The organism is Bradyrhizobium erythrophlei (genome assembly GCF_900129425.1).
GTDB lineage: Bacteria > Pseudomonadota > Alphaproteobacteria > Rhizobiales > Xanthobacteraceae > Bradyrhizobium > Bradyrhizobium erythrophlei_C.
On sequence record NZ_LT670817.1, the window covers coordinates 1773823 to 1791682 of the forward strand.

General features: G+C 59.0%; 18 protein-coding genes, 1 tRNA gene and 1 pseudogene. 11 read left to right on the forward strand and 9 right to left on the reverse strand.

Annotated features, from left to right (window positions below):
• Positions 1-117: 117 nt before the first annotated feature.
• From B5527_RS08480 to B5527_RS08490, 3 genes are read left to right on the forward strand one after another with little or no spacing between them, the layout of a single operon-like run.
• Entirely contained in the window at positions 118-468 is a 351-nt protein-coding gene (locus B5527_RS08480; protein ID WP_079600885.1) for a hypothetical protein, read from the forward strand.
• A gap of 3 nt (positions 469-471) precedes the next feature.
• Positions 472-1392, forward strand: coding sequence for a non-homologous end-joining DNA ligase (ligD, locus tag B5527_RS08485; protein WP_079600886.1), 921 nt, complete (start codon positions 472-474; stop codon positions 1390-1392).
• A complete protein-coding gene (locus B5527_RS08490) occupies positions 1389-1577 on the forward strand; it encodes a hypothetical protein (protein WP_079600887.1) in 189 nt (62 codons plus the stop codon). The genes ligD and B5527_RS08490 overlap by 4 nt, the downstream gene beginning before the upstream one ends.
• 466 nt (positions 1578-2043) lie before the next feature.
• Here the strand turns inward: B5527_RS08490 and B5527_RS08500 are convergent, their stop codons facing one another.
• Entirely contained in the window at positions 2044-2682 is a 639-nt protein-coding gene (locus B5527_RS08500; protein ID WP_079600889.1) for a recombinase family protein, read from the reverse strand.
• Positions 2683-3058: 376 nt separating this feature from the next.
• Here B5527_RS08500 and B5527_RS45900 point away from each other — a divergent pair, with 376 nt between their 5' ends.
• The 4 genes from B5527_RS45900 (at position 3059) to B5527_RS08515 (ending at position 5705) form a co-directional block, all read left to right on the forward strand.
• Positions 3059-3229: a hypothetical protein gene (locus tag B5527_RS45900; protein WP_210199310.1), complete on the forward strand. Its 171-nt coding sequence runs from the start codon at positions 3059-3061 to the stop codon at positions 3227-3229.
• 91 nt (positions 3230-3320) lie between these two features.
• The gene (locus B5527_RS08505; protein ID WP_154072100.1) at positions 3321-4343 is read left to right on the forward strand and encodes an alpha/beta hydrolase; all 1023 of its coding nucleotides are present in this window, start codon (positions 3321-3323) and stop codon (positions 4341-4343) included.
• Positions 4344-4571: 228 nt separating this feature from the next.
• The gene (locus B5527_RS08510) at positions 4572-5234 is read left to right on the forward strand and encodes an SOS response-associated peptidase (protein WP_079607160.1); all 663 of its coding nucleotides are present in this window, start codon (positions 4572-4574) and stop codon (positions 5232-5234) included.
• Between the two features lie 60 nt (positions 5235-5294).
• On the forward strand, positions 5295-5705 hold the full coding sequence (locus B5527_RS08515) for a GNAT family N-acetyltransferase (RefSeq protein WP_079600890.1): 411 nt from the start codon (positions 5295-5297) through the stop codon (positions 5703-5705).
• Between the two features lie 212 nt (positions 5706-5917).
• Here B5527_RS08515 and B5527_RS08520 read toward each other — a convergent pair whose 3' ends face one another.
• The 6 genes from B5527_RS08520 to B5527_RS46225 all read right to left on the reverse strand — a co-directional run bounded on the left by B5527_RS08520 (position 5918) and on the right by B5527_RS46225 (position 13257).
• Positions 5918-6886: an ABC transporter substrate-binding protein gene (locus B5527_RS08520; RefSeq protein ID WP_172842509.1), complete on the reverse strand. Its 969-nt coding sequence runs from the start codon at positions 6884-6886 to the stop codon at positions 5918-5920.
• A gap of 238 nt (positions 6887-7124) precedes the next feature.
• The gene (locus B5527_RS08525) at positions 7125-7631 is read right to left on the reverse strand and encodes a DUF1993 domain-containing protein (RefSeq protein WP_079600892.1); all 507 of its coding nucleotides are present in this window, start codon (positions 7629-7631) and stop codon (positions 7125-7127) included.
• A gap of 321 nt (positions 7632-7952) precedes the next feature.
• On the reverse strand, positions 7953-8933 hold the full coding sequence (locus tag B5527_RS08530; RefSeq protein ID WP_079600893.1) for an ABC transporter substrate-binding protein: 981 nt from the start codon (positions 8931-8933) through the stop codon (positions 7953-7955).
• 877 nt (positions 8934-9810) lie between these two features.
• Positions 9811-10680, reverse strand: a complete 870-nt coding sequence (locus tag B5527_RS08535) for an ABC transporter substrate-binding protein (protein WP_172842510.1) — start codon at positions 10678-10680, stop codon at positions 9811-9813.
• A gap of 400 nt (positions 10681-11080) precedes the next feature.
• Complete coding sequence (locus tag B5527_RS08540) at positions 11081-12520, reverse strand: IS1182 family transposase (protein WP_079600895.1); 1440 nt, start codon at positions 12518-12520, stop codon at positions 11081-11083.
• 287 nt (positions 12521-12807) lie between these two features.
• On the reverse strand, positions 12808-13257 hold the full coding sequence (locus tag B5527_RS46225) for a hypothetical protein (RefSeq protein ID WP_245332546.1): 450 nt from the start codon (positions 13255-13257) through the stop codon (positions 12808-12810).
• Between the two features lie 151 nt (positions 13258-13408).
• On the opposite strand from B5527_RS46225, the pseudogene B5527_RS46230 reads away from it, so the two are divergent.
• The 4 genes and pseudogenes from B5527_RS46230 to B5527_RS08575 all read left to right on the forward strand — a co-directional run.
• Positions 13409-13701: pseudogene (locus B5527_RS46230) on the forward strand (hypothetical protein); the annotation flags it as partial.
• A gap of 164 nt (positions 13702-13865) precedes the next feature.
• A complete protein-coding gene (locus tag B5527_RS08555; protein ID WP_079600896.1) occupies positions 13866-14126 on the forward strand; it encodes a hypothetical protein in 261 nt (86 codons plus the stop codon).
• Between the two features lie 75 nt (positions 14127-14201).
• Entirely contained in the window at positions 14202-14456 is a 255-nt protein-coding gene (locus B5527_RS08560; RefSeq protein WP_197689285.1) for a DUF2061 domain-containing protein, read from the forward strand.
• Positions 14457-15866: 1410 nt separating this feature from the next.
• A complete protein-coding gene (locus tag B5527_RS08575; protein WP_154072102.1) occupies positions 15867-16817 on the forward strand; it encodes a hypothetical protein in 951 nt (316 codons plus the stop codon).
• Between the two features lie 194 nt (positions 16818-17011).
• On the opposite strand, the gene B5527_RS43615 is transcribed toward B5527_RS08575, so the two are convergent.
• Positions 17012-17135: transfer RNA gene (locus B5527_RS43615), tRNA-Arg, on the reverse strand.
• Positions 17136-17265: 130 nt separating this feature from the next.
• Entirely contained in the window at positions 17266-17421 is a 156-nt protein-coding gene (locus B5527_RS43620) for a hypothetical protein (protein WP_154072103.1), read from the reverse strand.
• Between the last annotated feature and the right edge of the window lie 439 nt (positions 17422-17860).

The window sequence follows — 17860 nt, forward strand, 5'->3', positions numbered from 1 at the left end:
CGATAGATCATGCCACGATTTGGGGCTGTTTGGGATGGCGGGGATCATGTTGTGACCCGGAACGATATGCTTTATGTCGAATTGTATTCAGTTCTGCTTGTTGCGTAGGAGGTGCGTGTGCGCGGCACCGGCTGGACGCCAAGGGTCGTGCCGTATGGCGCGGATCAAACCGTCTACCTCATCATTGACCGCTTTGGCGGGCTGGGCACCGTATACCGCGAAACCGAAGTGGAGCGGACGGACCTCGAAACCATCGTCAGCGATCTCATCTCGGGCCAGTTCAACGACCCGATCCGCGTTGTGGCGTTCAATACACTTGAGCATTGGTCGGATGACGTCTCGGCAGATATCGCGACCGAAATCCAAACCCGTTGCGATATCGAAGGGGTCGCAGTCCCCGAGCATATCCGGGACTTCGTTGATACCCACGCCGGTCCCGCCCGCCAACTGACGTTGCGGCTCGTCTGAGCCATGCCGTACCCCCGATCAAAGCCACCAGCCGTTGGCATCAAGGCCAACTATCCGGGCTTCATTGAACCGGCGCTGGCGACGTCGATTGCTAAGGTGCCGAGCGGCAAGCGGTGGGTCCACGAGATCAAGTTCGACGGTTACCGGGTCCAAGTCCACCTCAAAGACGCAGCAGTGAAGGTATTCACCCGACGCGGCAACGACTGGACCAATCGGTTCAGGAAGATCGCAGGCGATGCCTGGCATATCAATGCCGGCTCCGCGATCATCGACGGAGAAGTGGTCGTCCCGACAGCTGATGGCACCACGGATTTTTCAGTTCTGCAAAACGAACTCAAGGGCAAATCCACCAAGACCGTGATGGTCGCCTTTGATCTGCTGTACCTCAACGGGCACGATTTGCGTAAGCTGCCCTTGATCGAGCGCAAGACGCTGCTCAAGAAAATCATCGCCGAGACAGATGTTCAATTCAGTGAGAGCTTCGAGGTCGATGGCCGCGAGATGTTCAAGCACGCCTGTTCGGTCGGCCTGGAGGGCGTCGTCTCCAAGGTCCGCGGCGGCCGCTATGTCTCGGGTCGCAGCAAGGATTGGCTGAAAAAGACCTGTGCCCAGCGGGAGACGCTGCCTATTGCCGGGTTCGCGCTCGACGGCAAAAAGTTCGACGGCATCTATCTCGGCCGGCGCAAGGGCAGGGACCTGATCTATGCCGGAAAAGTCGATCATGGTTTTGATACTGCATCCGCAAAAGACTTGCAGGCGCGCCTCAAGCCGCTGATCCGCACAACGCAGCCCTATGCAAAGAAGATCGCCCATCGCGGCGTCTGGGTCGAGCCATCGCTGTTGGCGGAGATCGAATACCGCGCGAAGTCCGCCGAGGGCAAGGTGCGTCATCCATTCTTCAAGGGCCTGCGGGAGGATGTATGATCCGGCGCTATACCGGGGTTGATGCTGACGGCATCGCCGAAAGCGATGCCGATCATTCCATGAGATGCCCAGGTTGTGGCGAGTGGTTCGATATGCGCGACCTCAGTCAAGTACTGGCGCATATTCACGACGCGGAGGTTGAGATAGGCATGGGCCAGCGCCCGCCAGAGCGCAGGGAGCATTAGCTTGACGGGGAAAACCGGGCGGGAATTTGACTCACCGAGCCTGGAAAATGAAAGAGAGGCCGCCAAACGAGGCGGCCTCTGCGCAATAGCCGGAGATTACAATCACCACCAATGGCGATGATGTCGCCAACCGTAGTGGTGGCCGCGGCCTCGGCCCCAACCGTAATGATGGCCACGATCGCCGCGCCCCATATGGCCATGACCATGACCGTGGCCACCCTTGACTTGGATGATCGCTTCATCGGAGCTGCCGAGAGCATCCGGTGTTGCGGCGGGCATTGCGGACGCAGTTCCTCCCAGCAAGGCTACCGAGTGCAGCAAGTCCAACAAGTGCAAATTTGAGTTTCATGGGTTTCTTCCTGTGGCGTTGTAGAATGCCGCACGCAGTAAGAAGCTGATTGTGAACAAGCGATGAGCAGGCGAGCCGCTGAAGCAAAAACATCGATCGGCCATGTGAATTATCTCGTCATCCGGCCCAATTCAACAGCGCCGCCTCCGCCGCAACTGGATCGTTCTTGATCCGGTAGATGGTCTGGCGACTGATGCCAGTTATCTTCGCGATCTCACCAATTCCGGCTGACTGCGCGATCATGTCACGCACCGCGATGAACTGAGCCCGTGTGAAGCTGGGCTTGCGACCCCGATACTTCGTCTCGCCATCCTTGGCTTTGGCGAGAGCGATGCCACCGCGTTGGGCTTCCTTGATCGCCTCGGCATTGGCCTGCGCTGTCGCTGCGAGAAAGCCAATGAGCGCGTCACGGACAGCCTGCTGCATCGGGTCCTTGGTTGCCCCGTCGAAGGTCAGACCATTGATGACCGTGCGAACGACAACGCCACGCCGCATGAACTCCTGAATGGTATCCCGCACATCGCTGTAGTTGCGGCCAAGCCGATCAACCCACCGGACCAGCAGTGTGTCGCCCTGGCGGAGCATGTCGAACAGCCGTTTCCCGTTCGGTCGTTCTGCGAACAGCGTGCTCACGCCGGACACGCCGTGGTCCGCGACGACGCGATCAATTTTGAAGCCCGCTGCTTCGGCCTGCGCCTGCTGATGTTCAATATTCTGATCCACGGTCGAGACCCGCGCGTAGAAGATGGTAGCCAACGTCCGCTCCTGTGTCCGTAAGGGTATTGACCGTAGATATCCACGTCCGTTGATCAAAGTCAACCCTAACGGACATAATTTTTGCCGGATTCGGTCTGACCGCATGGCTATACCTCAGCGGACACGATCCTGTCGGCGCACTGATCGGACTTGCCCATTGGGGCAGGGTCAATTGGACACATGAGTGCAGCGTGCAATGGACGTTACTGGGCGAGTGCATACTCGTGCTGGCTCGACTTGTTGAGCCGGAAAGCCGCTGCCCGCGAAATAGCGTCCCGACGGGGACCCGCTCGGGTTATCAGGGAAAGGGGAGCTTTGGCTTTTCATTCACACTGGATGGGTACGCTAAATCGATCGCCCTGGCTGGAGGTGTTGCATGAGAAAGCAGGTGGTTGTTCGATTCTTTGATGAAACGGAAGGTGCCTTTCGGTACAGAGAAATCAACAGCTCCGGCGATTACATTCATGGAGACCGGGACGGAGCCCTCATCGGTGATATCTACCTTCGCAAAGCGGCGATGCCAGATAACCATCCCATCCCTCTTTGATCGCAGGCGGCGTGCCTATTTCTTGCCGCCATTATGGGCAAGTGAGTTTGCAGGGCGAGTCCTATGGCGGGCCGTGTTCCCGAGGTTCCATGTGATCGTCCGACGTTTACTGCAACACCAGGATATTGTGTCCCGTCGCGCGGCTCTCGGCGGGCTGGTGTCCTTAGGCAGCATGGTCGCGCTCGGCGGATGCACCGGCTTGGGTGCGACTGGTGCGCGCTACGACGCTTCGGCGCTCTCGATAGACCCGACATTGCTCGTGACGACGACACGCAAGCCGGTAAACGGTGGGCGCGCGAAGCCGTGGTTTGGGCCGGAGCGGGCTTCCACGATGACTGTCGCAAGGGCAAAACTGGTGCCACCGGATGACGGCCGTTTCTCTCTCGCCGCGGTGGGATTTGCCGATTGGCGTATTGATAGGGTCGAACCGGTGTCGGGAGAGGTCAGCGACCTTCTCGCACAGGCCGGCGGCGGCTCAGACCTCCTGATCTACGTGCATGGATTCAATCAGACATTCGAGACAGCCGCGCTGGATGCCGCGAAGCTTTCCGATGGAATCAGGTTCCGCGGCAGGACGATGGTGTTCTCTTGGCCCTCCAAGGCGGAATTTTTCGACTATGTTTATGACCGCGATAGCGCGATGTGGTCGCGCGACGCTTTCGAACGTGTGCTCTCTTCCATCGTCTCGGCCCCTGGCGCCAGCCGCGTCCACATCGTCGCGCACAGCATGGGAACTATGCTGGCGCTCGAAAGCCTGCGTCAGCTCTATGCGCACTACGGTGACACCGTTACGGGCAGGATCGGCGCCGTAGTGTTCGCCGCGCCGGACATCGACGTGGACGTGTTCTCGTCGACGATCAGCCGCATCGGTCCGCTCGCTGGCAAGATCACCGTCATCACCGCGACGAACGATCGCGCCTTGGCGCTGTCGGGGGAAATCGCCGGGGGAATGACACGAGTCGGCGCCGCCGAGAAAGCTACGATTGAGCAGCTGGGGGTGCGCGTGGTCGATGCTTCAGAAGCAGGCTGGGGCATCATCAACCACGATCTGTTCCTATCGAATGCGGAGGTGCGGCGGGTGATACGCCGCTCGATTGATACCGCGGCCGCGTGACCCCTTTTTCGACAGCATCGGTCAGCCTCGGAAGTATCGGCGTTTGAGGGTCAAGTCTGCATTACCCCAATGAACGGACATCGTGAGTTTGACTGGATCGCATCGAGGAATATTGGCAGGCAGTTAGGTCGAGCCGCGGCTGTACCGGGTGTGCATCCGGGCGAGCGGAACTCGGTCCGAATGCTCGGATGACGCTAACTCTCATCCCTGAGAATGGGGGAAAATTTCTTGTGCAATCTATATTCGATCACCACGAACCAAGCTGCGATCATCGCGCTTTTCCGTCTGATGAACCGATACGTCGGTAACCTGCCGCCGATGCCCGGCGTCTTTCCCGATTATCCTGCGCCCGTGGTACGCAACGCAGGCACCGAGCGGGAGATGGTGATGATGCGCTGGGGAATGCCGCCACCGCCGCGTGCTGGTGGATTCCCGGTCACGAACATCAGGAACACGTCGTCGCCGCACTGGCGGGCTTGGCTCAAACCAGAGCACCGTTGTCTGGTCCCGGCGAACAGCTTCGCCGAGTATGCGCCGGAGCCGAACCCCGAGACCAAAAAGAAGGACGTGGTGTGGTTCGCGCTCAGTGATGACCGTCCGTTGTTCGCGTTTGCTGGCATCTGGACCGAATTCAAGGGAGACAGAGGCACCAAGTCGAAACCCATTCCTGGCCCGCATCTGGTCTATGGTTTCCTGACGACGGCACCGAACGCCATCGTTGAGCCGATCCATCCCAAGGCTATGCCAGTGATCCTGACGACGGATGAGAAACGCGACGTTTGGATGCGCGCGCCATGGGATGAGGCACGCGCACTACAAAGGCCGCTGCCGGATGACTCGCTGAAGATCGTGATGCGTGGGGCGGAGAAGGAAGATCGGGCGGCGGCATAAGAGTCTCGATGGCCAACATTCAGACATTCATCGCCAAGCCCGGCACGCCCGAGTTTGGCGATGTCCGCGCGTTGGCGCGCAAATGCCTTTTCCGTGCTGAAGGTGTCTCTCGAGCAGGAATTGAGAGCCCTGGAGCTATTGGCTGCGGACCAAAGCCGCGGTGTGGCGCTGGTCGCGAAAGCCGATGGCGAGACGATCGGAACGTGCCTTCTGGTGGAGTCAGAGATCGAGCCGAACCATGATGTATCACCATGGCTTGCGGGCTTGTTCGTTGCGCCCGAACATCGGCGAAAGGGGGCGGGCGTCGTATTGGTGCGAGCCATCGAAGATCAGGCGCGACAGCGAGGGTTTTCGCGACTCTACCTGTACACCACAGGGGCTGTCGGGTTCTACACGAGGCTCGGCTGGAAAGTTCTTGATCGCATCAACTGGGGGGGTTTCGACACAGCTCTAATGGCGCGCGATCTGTAGACGTCGCGGGTGGACAAGGCGAGGGCGGTGCAACGGCCATTTCCGGATGATGCGCTCAAGACGTCGCCCGGGTGCCGCCAAGGAGGATCAAGCCGCTGCGTGATGCCGATCCCCGCCGACTTCCGCTTTGGAGCGCATTACGGACTCAAATCAGACATCGCGTCAGGTCCGAAATGTGCCACAACCGGACTCGTGCAACGCCGCATTGCGTCCTATTCGATCACCTCATCGGCACGCACGAGAAACGACTCTGGTATGACGAGACCCAGCGCTTTGGCGGTCTTAAGGTTGATTGCAAGGTCGATTTTGGTGGGCTGCGCCACCGGAAGATCGGCTGGCTTTGCACCCTTGAGGATCTTATCAACATAATCAGCGGAGAGCCGGAATTGATCCACCTCATTAGGGCCGTAAGATATGAATCCATCCGTGCGTATAAACTCGCGCGCACCCCATAAAGTCGCGACGTGAGCGCTACGCGCCAAGGCGTTGATATTGGCCGCATTGGTAACGACGAGCGACTCGGTGCACACGTAGAGCGCTTGTGAGCCGCCATTGAGCGACGCAATCGCAGGTGCAATATCTACGGCACGGTTGATCCTGAGAGCGCTAACCCCAATTCCAACCTTGCCGGCAATTTCCTGGACGATCTCGGATTCTCGGGTAGAGGGCGGATACCCTGCATTAGCCAACACCGCGATGCGGCTAAGGCCCGGGATGGCCTCGCGTAGAATTTCAATACGCTTTGGCGCGATATCCCTCGACTGAAGCGAAAGCCCCGTGACGTTGCCACCGGGTCGGGCGAGGCTTTCGACGAATCCACTGGCGACAGGATCTACGGCAACAGCAAAAACGATCGGAATCGTCGAAGTCACCTGTTTAGCTACCGGAACAGCGCTTCCCGCCGTAAGGATAACGTCAACCTTCAGCTTGACAAACTCAGCAGCAATATCCCGGAAGCCTTCGCTCTTGCCTTCTGCCCACCTGTAGACGATCGCGACGTTGCCTCCATTGATCCAGCCGAGTTCGCGAAGGCGTTGCTCGAACGCCGCGATCATCGGAGCCCACGCGGCCGCCCCGCCAGCGCCGAGGACCCCGACGGTCTTGGTCGGCTGTTGCGCGTGCGCCATAGCGGGCCACGCCACCGCGCCGCCCAAAACACCGAGAAAATCCCGCCGCCGCATGCTCGCCCTCACCCTCAGACAAGCCATCCTAACGGCTCAAACAAGTACTTTAAACCAGCATAAACACGATTGCCGCAATGGCGAGAAATGTCTCTTTGGGTCAAAAGGCGAAATACTCGTTGCGAGCAGATGTCTTCCGCTTTGGCCCCAACAACGGACATCGCTCAATAGGGTCGGCATGTCCGTTTGGTGCCACCAGCAGACATTGCCCGCCGTTTGAATGGCACACCTCGACCGATCAGGCGTCGACCAGATTGATCGGACCAAGAAAATCCATCTTGCCGACATTGACGCCGTTGTGGCGGAGGATGGCGTAGGCCATCGCGATATGGAAAAAGATGTTGGGGATCGCCATCTGCAGCAGGTAGTCCTCGCCGCCGATGACCTTGCCGGGCGCCCAGGAGAGTTTGACCTTGCGCTCGCTCGCGCCCGCGTAGTGCGCCTCTTTCACGCTCTCCGCGAAAGCGACGGTCTTCCGGATGCGGGCGCGCAGTTCGTCGATCGTCTGCTCGTTGTCGTCGTGCTTGGGCGGCGTTTGCCCTGAGAGCCAGGCAGCCGCGGCTTTTACATAGTCGCAAGCGCTTTGGATCTGGTAGGTGAAATGCTGCATGTCAGGCGCGAGACGGCTGGTCATGAGCACGCCGACGTCGAATTTTTTGGCGGCCGCATGCTGCTCAGCCTTGTCGAGACAGGCCTCCAAATTCTTCAGGCTCTGCGTGCACTGCGAAATCACCTGATAGTACATGGGGTCCTTCTGTGTCTTGGTGGTGCGTCAGCGAGCCGATCCGATCGCTGCCGAATTTCTCAGCGTTGCTCGTAGCGCCACCGATTGAGAGTGCTCGGTTTCAGCCCATTATTGCTGACAATATCGCTCCGCACCATCATGAAAACGTCCAGTCCCGGGCGGCACCGCATTTGCCGCACGTCCGGTTAGGGGTCAAAAGGCGAAATACTCGTTGCGAGCAGATGTCTTCCGCTTTGGTCCCAACAACGGACATCGCTCAATAGGGTCGGCATGTCCGTTTGGTGCCATGCACGGACCCATGCAGCGCAACAAATTGCATTTCTACTCGATCAGTTCGTCGGCTCGACCGCTTAGCGCGAGCGGAACGGCGATGCCGAGTGTCTTAGCAGTTTTGAGGTTGATTATCAGCTCTACCTTGGTTGACCTTTGGACCGGCAGATCACCCGGGCTCGCTCCTTTGAGAATTTTTCCGGTGTAGATGCCGACCAGATGATAACTTTCCGCTTCGTTTGCTCCGTAGCTCATCAGGCCGCCTGCCGCGACGAACTCGCGATAAATGAAGATCGCGGGCACCGCGTGGCGGAGCGACAGTGCGCCAAGCTGTTCCTTACGCGAATTGAAGAATAGATAGGGGCCTATGACGAGCGCGTCGGCTTGCAATTGGCCTATGGCTGCAAAGGCCGTATCCAAGTCGTGATCGGTGCTCGCCTGCAGAACATGGAGCTGCATTCCGAGGGCAGGAGCCGCCGCCTGAACGGTGCGCATGAATTGCTCGGTAATAGCCGGAGCGGAAGGATTGACAAGGACGGCAATGATGGTTGCCGCAGGCAGTATTTCGCGCAGCAGCTCCAGCCGCTTTTGCCCTACCTCGACGTTCAAATTGGTCACGCCCGTCAAGTTTCCGCCGGGCCGATTTAAACTTGCTACAAGGCCGAGCGTGACCGGGTCAGTGGCTGTCTCGAACACGATCGGAATTGTGGCAGTCGCCGCCTTTGCCGCCAGTGACGAAGGACTACCGCCCGCCACAATCACGGTCACCTGACGGTGAACCAATTCGGCCGCGAGCGCTGGCAGTCGATCGTCTTGGTCCTGCGCCCAGCGATATTCGATAGCCACGTCCCGGCCCTCGATATATCCTTCCTCTTTCAGCCCCTTGCCGAACGCCCGCAGACGGTTTCCGAACGCCGCAGCCGGTGTACTGCTGAGGAAGCCGATCACCGGCATGGCAGGCTGCGCGCTCGCGGCGAGCGGCCACGTCGCCGCCGTGCCACCGAGAAGCGTGATGAACTCGCGTCGCTTCATGGTCGCCCCCTTAAGCAGGCGACCACACCCTACCATGTCTCTGAATTGAGCGATGTGTTTTGCATCACAGCAAAATTAGCCGCCGACGTCCGAGAAGGGTCTTGTGTCACGAAGCGTAGCCGGTCCAAACGGCCCCGCGCAACTTTATAGGAGATGAAGGTAGGTCCTTCGGGTTCGGCGATCAGGTCGCTGATCCCAAGCCACCGCGGGCCGCTTTGGTCAAAAGCCACGGTGGTGAGCGCTGCGGAAACGTCGGGACGATGATCCCGGCAGGTACGGTTGAGAGAGGCGAGCGCAAGCGAACCATCGATGAAGTGTCGAAAGCGGATTAGGTGATGTCAAAACCGAGGGTTGACCCTACCTTCGGGATCAGTTCGGTGGATGTCCTGATACTGACCGAGCGACATCCGGCATATAGATGGCGCGAAGCTCAACCAGGCTCTTGTAAGGAACGTGAGAACCTGGCCGGCGATGCCAAGGGAAAAGGCTCAAGCGGCTCCAACCGCAAGGCCGAAAGTACCGATGCGCCGGAGAGGGGCGGACTGCTCCGTAGTAGCGACGAAGCGGCTGTAATGGTCGCGGAGCGAAGGGGGCGGGTCATCGACGATGAATCGGTCCAACTGGCAACGGGAGGAGCCCGAAGTTCAACGGAAGGCGGCAGCCTTCAATCGATGGCACGAGCCGGATGAATCGAGAGGTTCAAGTCCGGATCTGTGAGAGGCTCGGGGTGAAATTCCCTGGGCCTACTCGGCAAAAGGCGAAATACTCGTTGCGAGCAGATGTCTTCCGCTTTGGCCCCAACAACGGACATCGCTCAATAGGGTCGGCATGTCCGTTTGGTGCCAACAAGAGACTCATGCACCGCGCTTTACTGGGCTTATTCTATCACCTCGTCGGCGCGGGCAAGAAGGGTGGGCGGAATGTGGATGCCCAGGGCACGCGCCGTCGCCGAATTGATCACCAAATTGAACTCCGTAGGTTGCTCAATGGGCAGATCGCTTGGCTGAGCACCTTTCAAGATACGGGCGGCGTAACTTCCCACTCTTTGATAGGTTCCGCGGAGGCTCGGCCCGTAACTCATCAATCCGCCAACCGCCGGAAACTCGCGCCATTCGTACGACGCCGGCAGCGAATGACGAGTTGCCAATGCGACAAGTTGCAAACGTTGGCTCAGAAAAAACGCATCGTTGGCGACGAGTACAGCGCCGACTCGAGCCTTGGCAAGCTGTGTAAATGCTTGTTCGAGGTCATCAAGGTTGCGCGCCATGGCGACTTCCATGGAGCGCCCGGTAGAACGTGCAACGTCTTTGATTTCCTGCAGGATGTCTTGATTGTCCGGGTTTACCAAAAAACCGACGGTCGAGTTCTGTGGGAGGAGCTCCCGGATCAGTTCAAGACGTTTGAGGGTAAGCGTCGCTGTCATCAGAGCTATGCCGGTGGCGTTGCCTCCGGGATGAGCGAAGCTCTTTGCCAGCCCCAGCTTCACTGGGTCTGACGCAATGTTGAATACTATGGGAATGGTCGAAGTAGCGCGACTTGCGGCGAGCGCAACCACATTGCCTCCCGCCACGATCAAAGCCGGGTTGAGGCGCACGAGTTCTTCTAGGAGTTCTGGAAGCCTATCGTAGTTTCCTCGTGCCCACCGACGCTCTATGGTCACGTTGTTGCCCACGAGGTAACCCAACTCAGCGAGACCTTTAGCGAACGCGGCTGCAAGCTCGGGAGTCGAGTCCTCGGGTGAACCCACGGTTACAAATCCAATGACGGGAACGCGCGGCTGTTGCGCACGAGTAGCGCGCGGCCACATAACCGCCGTGACGGCTAAGAGCGTGATTAACTCGCGGCGTCTCATGCGATTGCCCCGCGATCACGACTAGGCATCGTACCGGCACAATCTAGCAGTCTAAGGGGCCGGGGGGTAGATCAGACATGGTAACTGGGCGAACGGTCGATGTCTCTTGTGGGTCTTGGTTGCGTGATAACGCGCTGACGCGGGCGGGGAACGTCCACGATCCGGTCGGCGTAGTCCGACACGGCCGATCTGAGCAATTTTTTCCTGTTGGGCGATCAGGGGCCGCCTCCGAGTCGTGGCGGGGAATGCTGGGCATGGTCTGGCTCGGTATCGGCACGCAGTGGGGTCTCCACACTCACGCTCTGATCGCTGCCAGCAACGCCCTTGTACCGACGATATTCATGACCCGCGTCAGATTGTAGGCGAGTACGCTGAGCGCCATCTCGCTCGCGACCTTCGGCAGCGTCTTCATCAAGAAGTGCGTCGCGCCCATTCTCATCTTGAGCGTGCCGAAGGGATGCTCAACCGTCTCGCGCCGGCGGCGCATGGCCTGGGGATCTTGATCCAGCCGCTGCTGCACGATTTCGAGAACGTGCTCATGCTCCCATCGCGTGATGCGGCGTTCTTTGCCTGTGGTGCACTGATCCTTGATTGCGCAGGTCTTGCAGGCGTTCGTCCAGTACCGGCGCATCTTCTGCCCGTGTTCCTCATTGGCATAGTGGAATTTGAGCTTCTCGCCGGCGGGGCAACGATAGACATCCTCCTCCGGCACATAGACGAAGTCCTGCTTGCCGAAGCGGCCTTCCGACTTCGCGCCCGACGTCATCGGTTTGGGCAACGTCACGCAAATGCCTGCCTGCTCGCAGGCCAGGATCTCTTCGCCATTGAAGTAGCCGCGGTCGGCGACGGCTTCGAGTTTATCGACTTGCAGAACGGCCTTGGCTTCCCGCGCCACGTTCGCCAGTTGTGAGCGATCCGAGCCGATATTCGTCACATCGTGCGTCACGATCAGATGGTTCACGGTGTCGACCGCGACCTGCACATTGTAGCCGACGACGCCCGAGCCACGCCCACTTGTTGCCATCGAGCGGCTATCGGGATCAGTGAGCGAGATTTGGTGATCCGGCGAGGCCAACATTTGCTTCTCGTAGGCTGCGAGTTTGCCCATTTCCTCTTTCAGCTTGTCGAGCTTCTCCTTGAGCCGCGTCGTCTTGAGCACCAGCACTTCGGACGGTTCCTGCCTATCCGCCGTATCGAGCTGGGAGAGATACCGCGCCACACTCTCCTCGAGTTGCGCGCGCCGGCGATCGATCTTCCCCCGGGTAAAATTGCGATCTCGATTATTGACCGCTTTGAACTTGCTGCCGTCGATCGCGACGCTCGCCTTCGCCAACAGACCCATCTGGCGACAGAGATTGACGAAGCTCGCGCATGCCCTGCGGATCGCCGGGCCATTGTCCTTGCGGAAATCGGCAATCACCTTGTCATCGGGAACGAGCCGACCGAGTAGCCATATGACTTCCAGGTTTCGGCCGGCTTCGCGCTCAAGCCGGCGGCTCGACTGCACTCGGTTGAGATAGCCGTAGATGTAAAGCTTCAGAAGAACCGAGGGGTGGTAGGCAGGCCGGCCTGTCGCTGCAGGCTCGACGCCTTCGAAACCGAGATCGGCCAGATCGAGCCCGTCGACAAAGCAATCCACCACACGAACGCAATTGCTCTCCTCGACCCACTCATCGAGGCATTCCGGCAACAACGTCGATTGTCCGCGATCGGCACCCTCAACGAAGCGCTTCATGATTGCCCCCGGCAAATCGCCAAGCGAATCATAGCAGACAGTTCGTTTTCACGCAGCCAGGGTCAAAATGCGAAATACTCATCCCGAGCAGATGTTTTCCGCTCTACCCCCGAAAGCGGACTCAAGTCGGACACCGCGCCATGACCGTTTCGTGCCAACACGCGGCATCCGCCCGGGCTTGAACCTGATATGAAGCCATCATGCGGTCGTGAAGCTCGGCGCAGCCGCGACCGACGCGGTCGCCAAGGCGCTCGATGGTGTCGCGGTGACCCTGGAGGGTTCCGGCCTCATCGATCGCGCGCGAGTTTGCGTTTGCCCCAATGCTTTTCCTTCCGTGACGGATCGAACACGCGCTGGACGTGTCGATTTAGAGCTTTCATCATACCGATCCGAGCAAACATCGTGGGTCCCCCGTGATTGGCGACGAGTATGAGCGCCTCGATCGCGGCCTGCCACTCCGGCAGCGCGGATTCCTTTTTCGGAAGCCCAGTAATGTAGGTGGCCGCGTCGTGGAGGGTGCGGAGTGTTCGGCCGCCGCGCAGCGGAACCGGCTCGTCGAATTCGCGCGACCAACCCTGATTGCTAATGGCGCCGGCCCTTCTTGTCGAATTCGGTCTTGAAGCCCTTCGGTATCCGCGGATCGTCGTCGCCCGCGTTGCAACGTGGACAAGGAGCCCCGGCGGCGCCGCAGGTGCAGGCGTGCCCACCGTCCCATGGTTTATCGGGGTGGCTTTCACAAACCCAGCCGCAGTCCTCGCAGAGGGAGCATTTCACAGGGGTCGTGTGGATAAGATACATCAACAAGACCCGTGGTGTGGCCTGGCGGTTCCTGACATCAAACCCTAGTGGCATTGCCGGCCGCCCGCAAAGTGCGCTGTAGTCGCACCCATGAGCACCAAGTCGCGCGAGGTCATTTTCGGCAGTCGGATAGCAGGCGCCAAAATCCGCGCTGAGGGTGCCGCCAGCGCGCCAGGGAGGCTGTTCGCGATGCGGACCGCGCCGAGGCCGAAGCATGGTCTATCCGCATGGAGGGCTATGGTGGACCCGCGCAGCCGTCACCGACGATCGCGCAATGCCTCAATGGCGGGCTGGGCTGGCTTGAGGTCGAGTGCAACCGCTGTAAGACCCGCGCAAGCCTGCCGCTCGACTCCATCCGCCGGCCGCGGGGCTTTTTCTTTTGGGCCGACTGCTTGTTCCGAATACCTTGACGAACCTCCGTTCCATGGAACGGCGCTGGTTTCAACTGGTTAGTTGACGGGGCTGATCCGAGGAGAACTAAATGCCTTGGACGGGAAAGAACGGACCATCTTCCCATCGAAAGGGAGTTTCGCGCGAGGCTCTCGAAATGGCGATCACCGCTGCGGTCAAAAAGTCGGATCCGCAATGCGAACCTTTCGTTGGAGTCTTGATCGAGCATCATGCGCCGGGATCGCGTGAGGATACGAACTGGGCTATTAAGGGAATTCGGTTTGGAAGGGCCGCTCGCGACAAGTGCAGCGCAGCCTTGGTCGCCGTCATCGATGAAATGCAGGGCGCGTTTGAACTTCGTCAGGACGCTGCTCCCGCCAAGCCGGCTATTGGCCGCCGGCGCAGACGATCAAGTTGACCGAGACGCGAGAGATCACGCCTTACGTCTGGCTGCATCCGGACGAGGACAGGTGAGAGTCGGCGGCCCCGTGATATGGTTGAATCTGATAGTCCCGGTTGGGAAGGACCCGGCGTGATCTTATTCCGCGGCGATACACATTCCCGGTCAGTCCTCAAAGCGATCAGTTGGCGAACTTTAGGCACCCTCGACACTTTCGCGATCAGCTGGTTCTTGTCGGGCAAGGCTGGACTTGCGGGCTCGATTGCCGCCCTCGAGTTCGCAACCAAAATCGTGTGGTATTACCTGCATGAGCGCGTGTGGGCTGCCACCCCTTGGGGACGACGCTAACTGCGGCGGGAATCCCCGGCCTCGTCCGGACGAGGAGAGGTGAGGGCACGGTTCATGCCGGCGGATTCATTTTTGGATTGGCTTTCACTCAACTAGTCGTATCACCCTCGCCGCTTTATCCGGTCAAGGGCGCGCACGACGTCGTTCCTGTCGAGTACGGCCAGGAGACGTTCCGCAGCAAATAATCGGCCCCAGCGCGGGGGCGCAACTGGGGCCGGGGCTGGGTGTGTGCCGATAGGGGGGTACCGGCACGTGGTACAACCCACCAGCCGGTCAAGGGTTCCGCACACAGTGGCCTGTTTTGAATCTGCGAGTTGTCAAAAGAACGGCCCCAGCTTGGGGCCAAGCTGAGGCCATCGGGCTTTGCATCGTAACGTGCCGAGTAGCCGGCACGATCGGCAGGACCCGCTGTCCCCTCGACGAGTGGATTTTTTTAAATCTGTGAGTGGCCTAATTCGGCCGGTACCAAAGAAACGGCCCCAGCTCCGAGGGAAGCTGAGGCCTAACGTCGCGAGCCGTCGGAACGACCCTCAAAGCCGACAGTTAATTAGAATAGGCCGCTAACGTGCGGCCTGCACGGTCCCGCCCGTCCACTCCCCCATGGACGCCCATCCGCCGTGGCGGGGCCGTGCTCGCCGCCCTCCCGGGTTACCCCAGTCCACAGAATCAAGTTGACCGAAACGCGCCGGGTTTACGCCTTATCGGTGGAGGCATCCGGACGATGAGAGGTGAGGGCGCCGGTTCACGCCGGCGGGTCTTCTCTTGCCGGATGATGGGCGGTCAGGTCGACCAATCGGAACGCCCGGCGTCGTTTCATTCGGTCAAGGGCATGCACAACCTCGTCCCTGTCGAGCACCGCGAACAGACGGTACACTGTTCTCGGCGCGTCACGCGGGCCCAGCTCAATGTATTCCCCCAGGATGCGCCTGGCGTCCTCAACGGCGCGAATGATCGTGTCTTGGTCGGGGCTATTCATGACGCCACAAGATTGATGATGAATTTTCGTTCCCGGTGACACTGCGGTTTAATGTCCCGGAGGCTGTCGCGGTTGGTCGCGCGTTCTGTGGGCAGCCGCGTCGGATCCGGGAAGCCCCACGCGGTGAGGTCCGGCGCCGCTTGCCATGCCGGCGCCGGGCCGCTGCCGGTGCAAGACGGAAGCCAGCATCCCGCTCGATTGCGTTCGGCGGCCGAAGGACACACCAATCTGGAAACTTGAAGCCTCGCTGAAATGCCGGTCATGCCGGAAGGGCCGTCACGCACCGCCGGTGCACATGATCCGACTGACGGAAGAACGGCAGACGGGTGCCTTACGTTTGGATGCATCCGGACGAGGAGAGGTGAGCGCCGGTTAACGCTTGCGGGTTTTCATTTAACTAACAGTGTGGGATGATGCCATCGGAGGATGCCGTCGTGCCCACAGACAACTTCGAATATGACGTAGCTTTTTCGTTTCATTCGTTAGACGAGAACATCGCTTTCGAGATCAACGACCGTCTCCAGGATCGGTATCGAACATTCTTGTATTCGGAAAAGCAAAAGGACCTTGCCGGCCGAAACGGCGAGGACAAATTCAACGAGATTTTCAGGGCAAAGGCTAAGTTTGTCGTCATTCTGTATCGAAAGGAGTGGGGCGAGACGCCCTTTACGAAGATTGAACAGAGGGCCATTCGCGATCGCGCTTATGATGAGGGCTATGGCTTCACTTTATTTATCCCGACCGAAAACAAGCCGACGATGCCCCCTTGGGTCGAGCGCACCAGACTTTATTACTCACTTGAAAGGTTCGGCGTCGACGGAGCCGCAGCCGTGGTCGAATCGAAACTGCAAGAACTGGGGACGGCGCCCGTCATAGAAGGCGCTCGTGATCGGGCTCAGCGCCTTGAGCGAAGCCTGATTTTCAAAACCGAGAAGGAGAATTTCGAGCACAGCGAGGCGGGCGCGCAGGCGGGCTCCAAGGCCTATATTGCCGTATTGACGTTGATGCAGGGCCAAGTCGCAGATCTGGCGCTATCGAGCCCGAGATTGAAGCCGCTGCACATGGAGCAACGCAACAACTATTGGCTATTGTACGGCTTAGGTCCATGGGTGTTGTTCAATTGGACTAACCGGTACTCCAACGTACTGGATAAGGCGTTTTTAGAAGCCCAATATTTCTACAATCAGCCGCAAGTTCCGGGCCTGATGACCTGGGAGGAGCCTCGAAAAATGAAGCTTTTTCGATACCCTTTCGCGTTGCTGCGACCGGGCGTGAGCGGATTTTTGGACAACGGGAGCGACAAGCGCGAATTCAGCGTGGAAGGGCTCGCCGAGCAGTTGTTGAAGACCCACATGGATGAGGTCGAAAACTTTAAGGGCCGATAACCGGGTTGCCGTGCGCATCACGTGGGATTTTCGCCTCGGCCGGGATTGAGAACAAACAACGAAGCGGCGTGTACCATCCGTGTACCACGGACTAAGCGGTACTAAACAGGAGAGGCTGATATCAAAGGGTTTTCTTCATTGCGGCATGGTACACGAATTTATTGAGAACAGAACGCGCATCGCATTGAAATCGTTGGCGATCCCAGCAGGATTCGAACCTGCAACCCACGGAGTAGAAATCCGTTACTCGTCCAGGTTTCTCATTCTCATCGAAAAGGTTAGGTCTGTGCGGCCGACCACCGATTGACCACCGAAACCCCGCGAACAAATGGCGATAAAGGTGGTCGATTACGAGCAAACTTCATTGTTTTTGTTGATCTTTTCGATTGCTACTTACGTTCGGGACGCAGGGGTCGCAGGTTCAAATCCTGCCACTCCGACCAAGATTTCATTGGGGTTTTTCGCCTGATTTCGACCCTCGGTCAAGTTGACCACCGTTTCGGCCACCGAAACGTACCGGCTTTTGCCCGATAGCTGTTGCAGCCCCCTGCAGGAAGTCGGGGTGGTGATGGCCATAGGCATCCTGCAGCACTTCCGGCGACATCCCGAGGAATCCGGCACCCTCTCAGATTGGCACGCTTAGTTCGCGCAAAGTCGGCTCTTCCCTCAACAGCAAAAATATTTGTCGCGCGGGTGGGCCGCCAGTTCGGTGCCAGGCGCGGCCCTATTCGATCATTCGTCGCGCGTACGACTGCATCGTTGAACTGAGCGATGAGGCCGAGTGCCTGAGCGGCTTTCAGCAAACGGGTTTGCACCAAGCGGGCCGTGATCGCCAATCGCGGGACCAGGAGTTGAAATCCCGAATCTCTCGCGGCGGCGTTCTGGGAGTGAGCCTCATCATATCCCTGATCTGGGCCTTGGGGGCGTTACTAATTTTCTACATCGTTCGCATCGCGTTCTTACGACTGTAACAGAGCGCGGGCAGGTTTCGGCATCGCCGAAACGCAGCAAGCGTTGCCGCTGGCGAAGCAATGGAGAGTTCT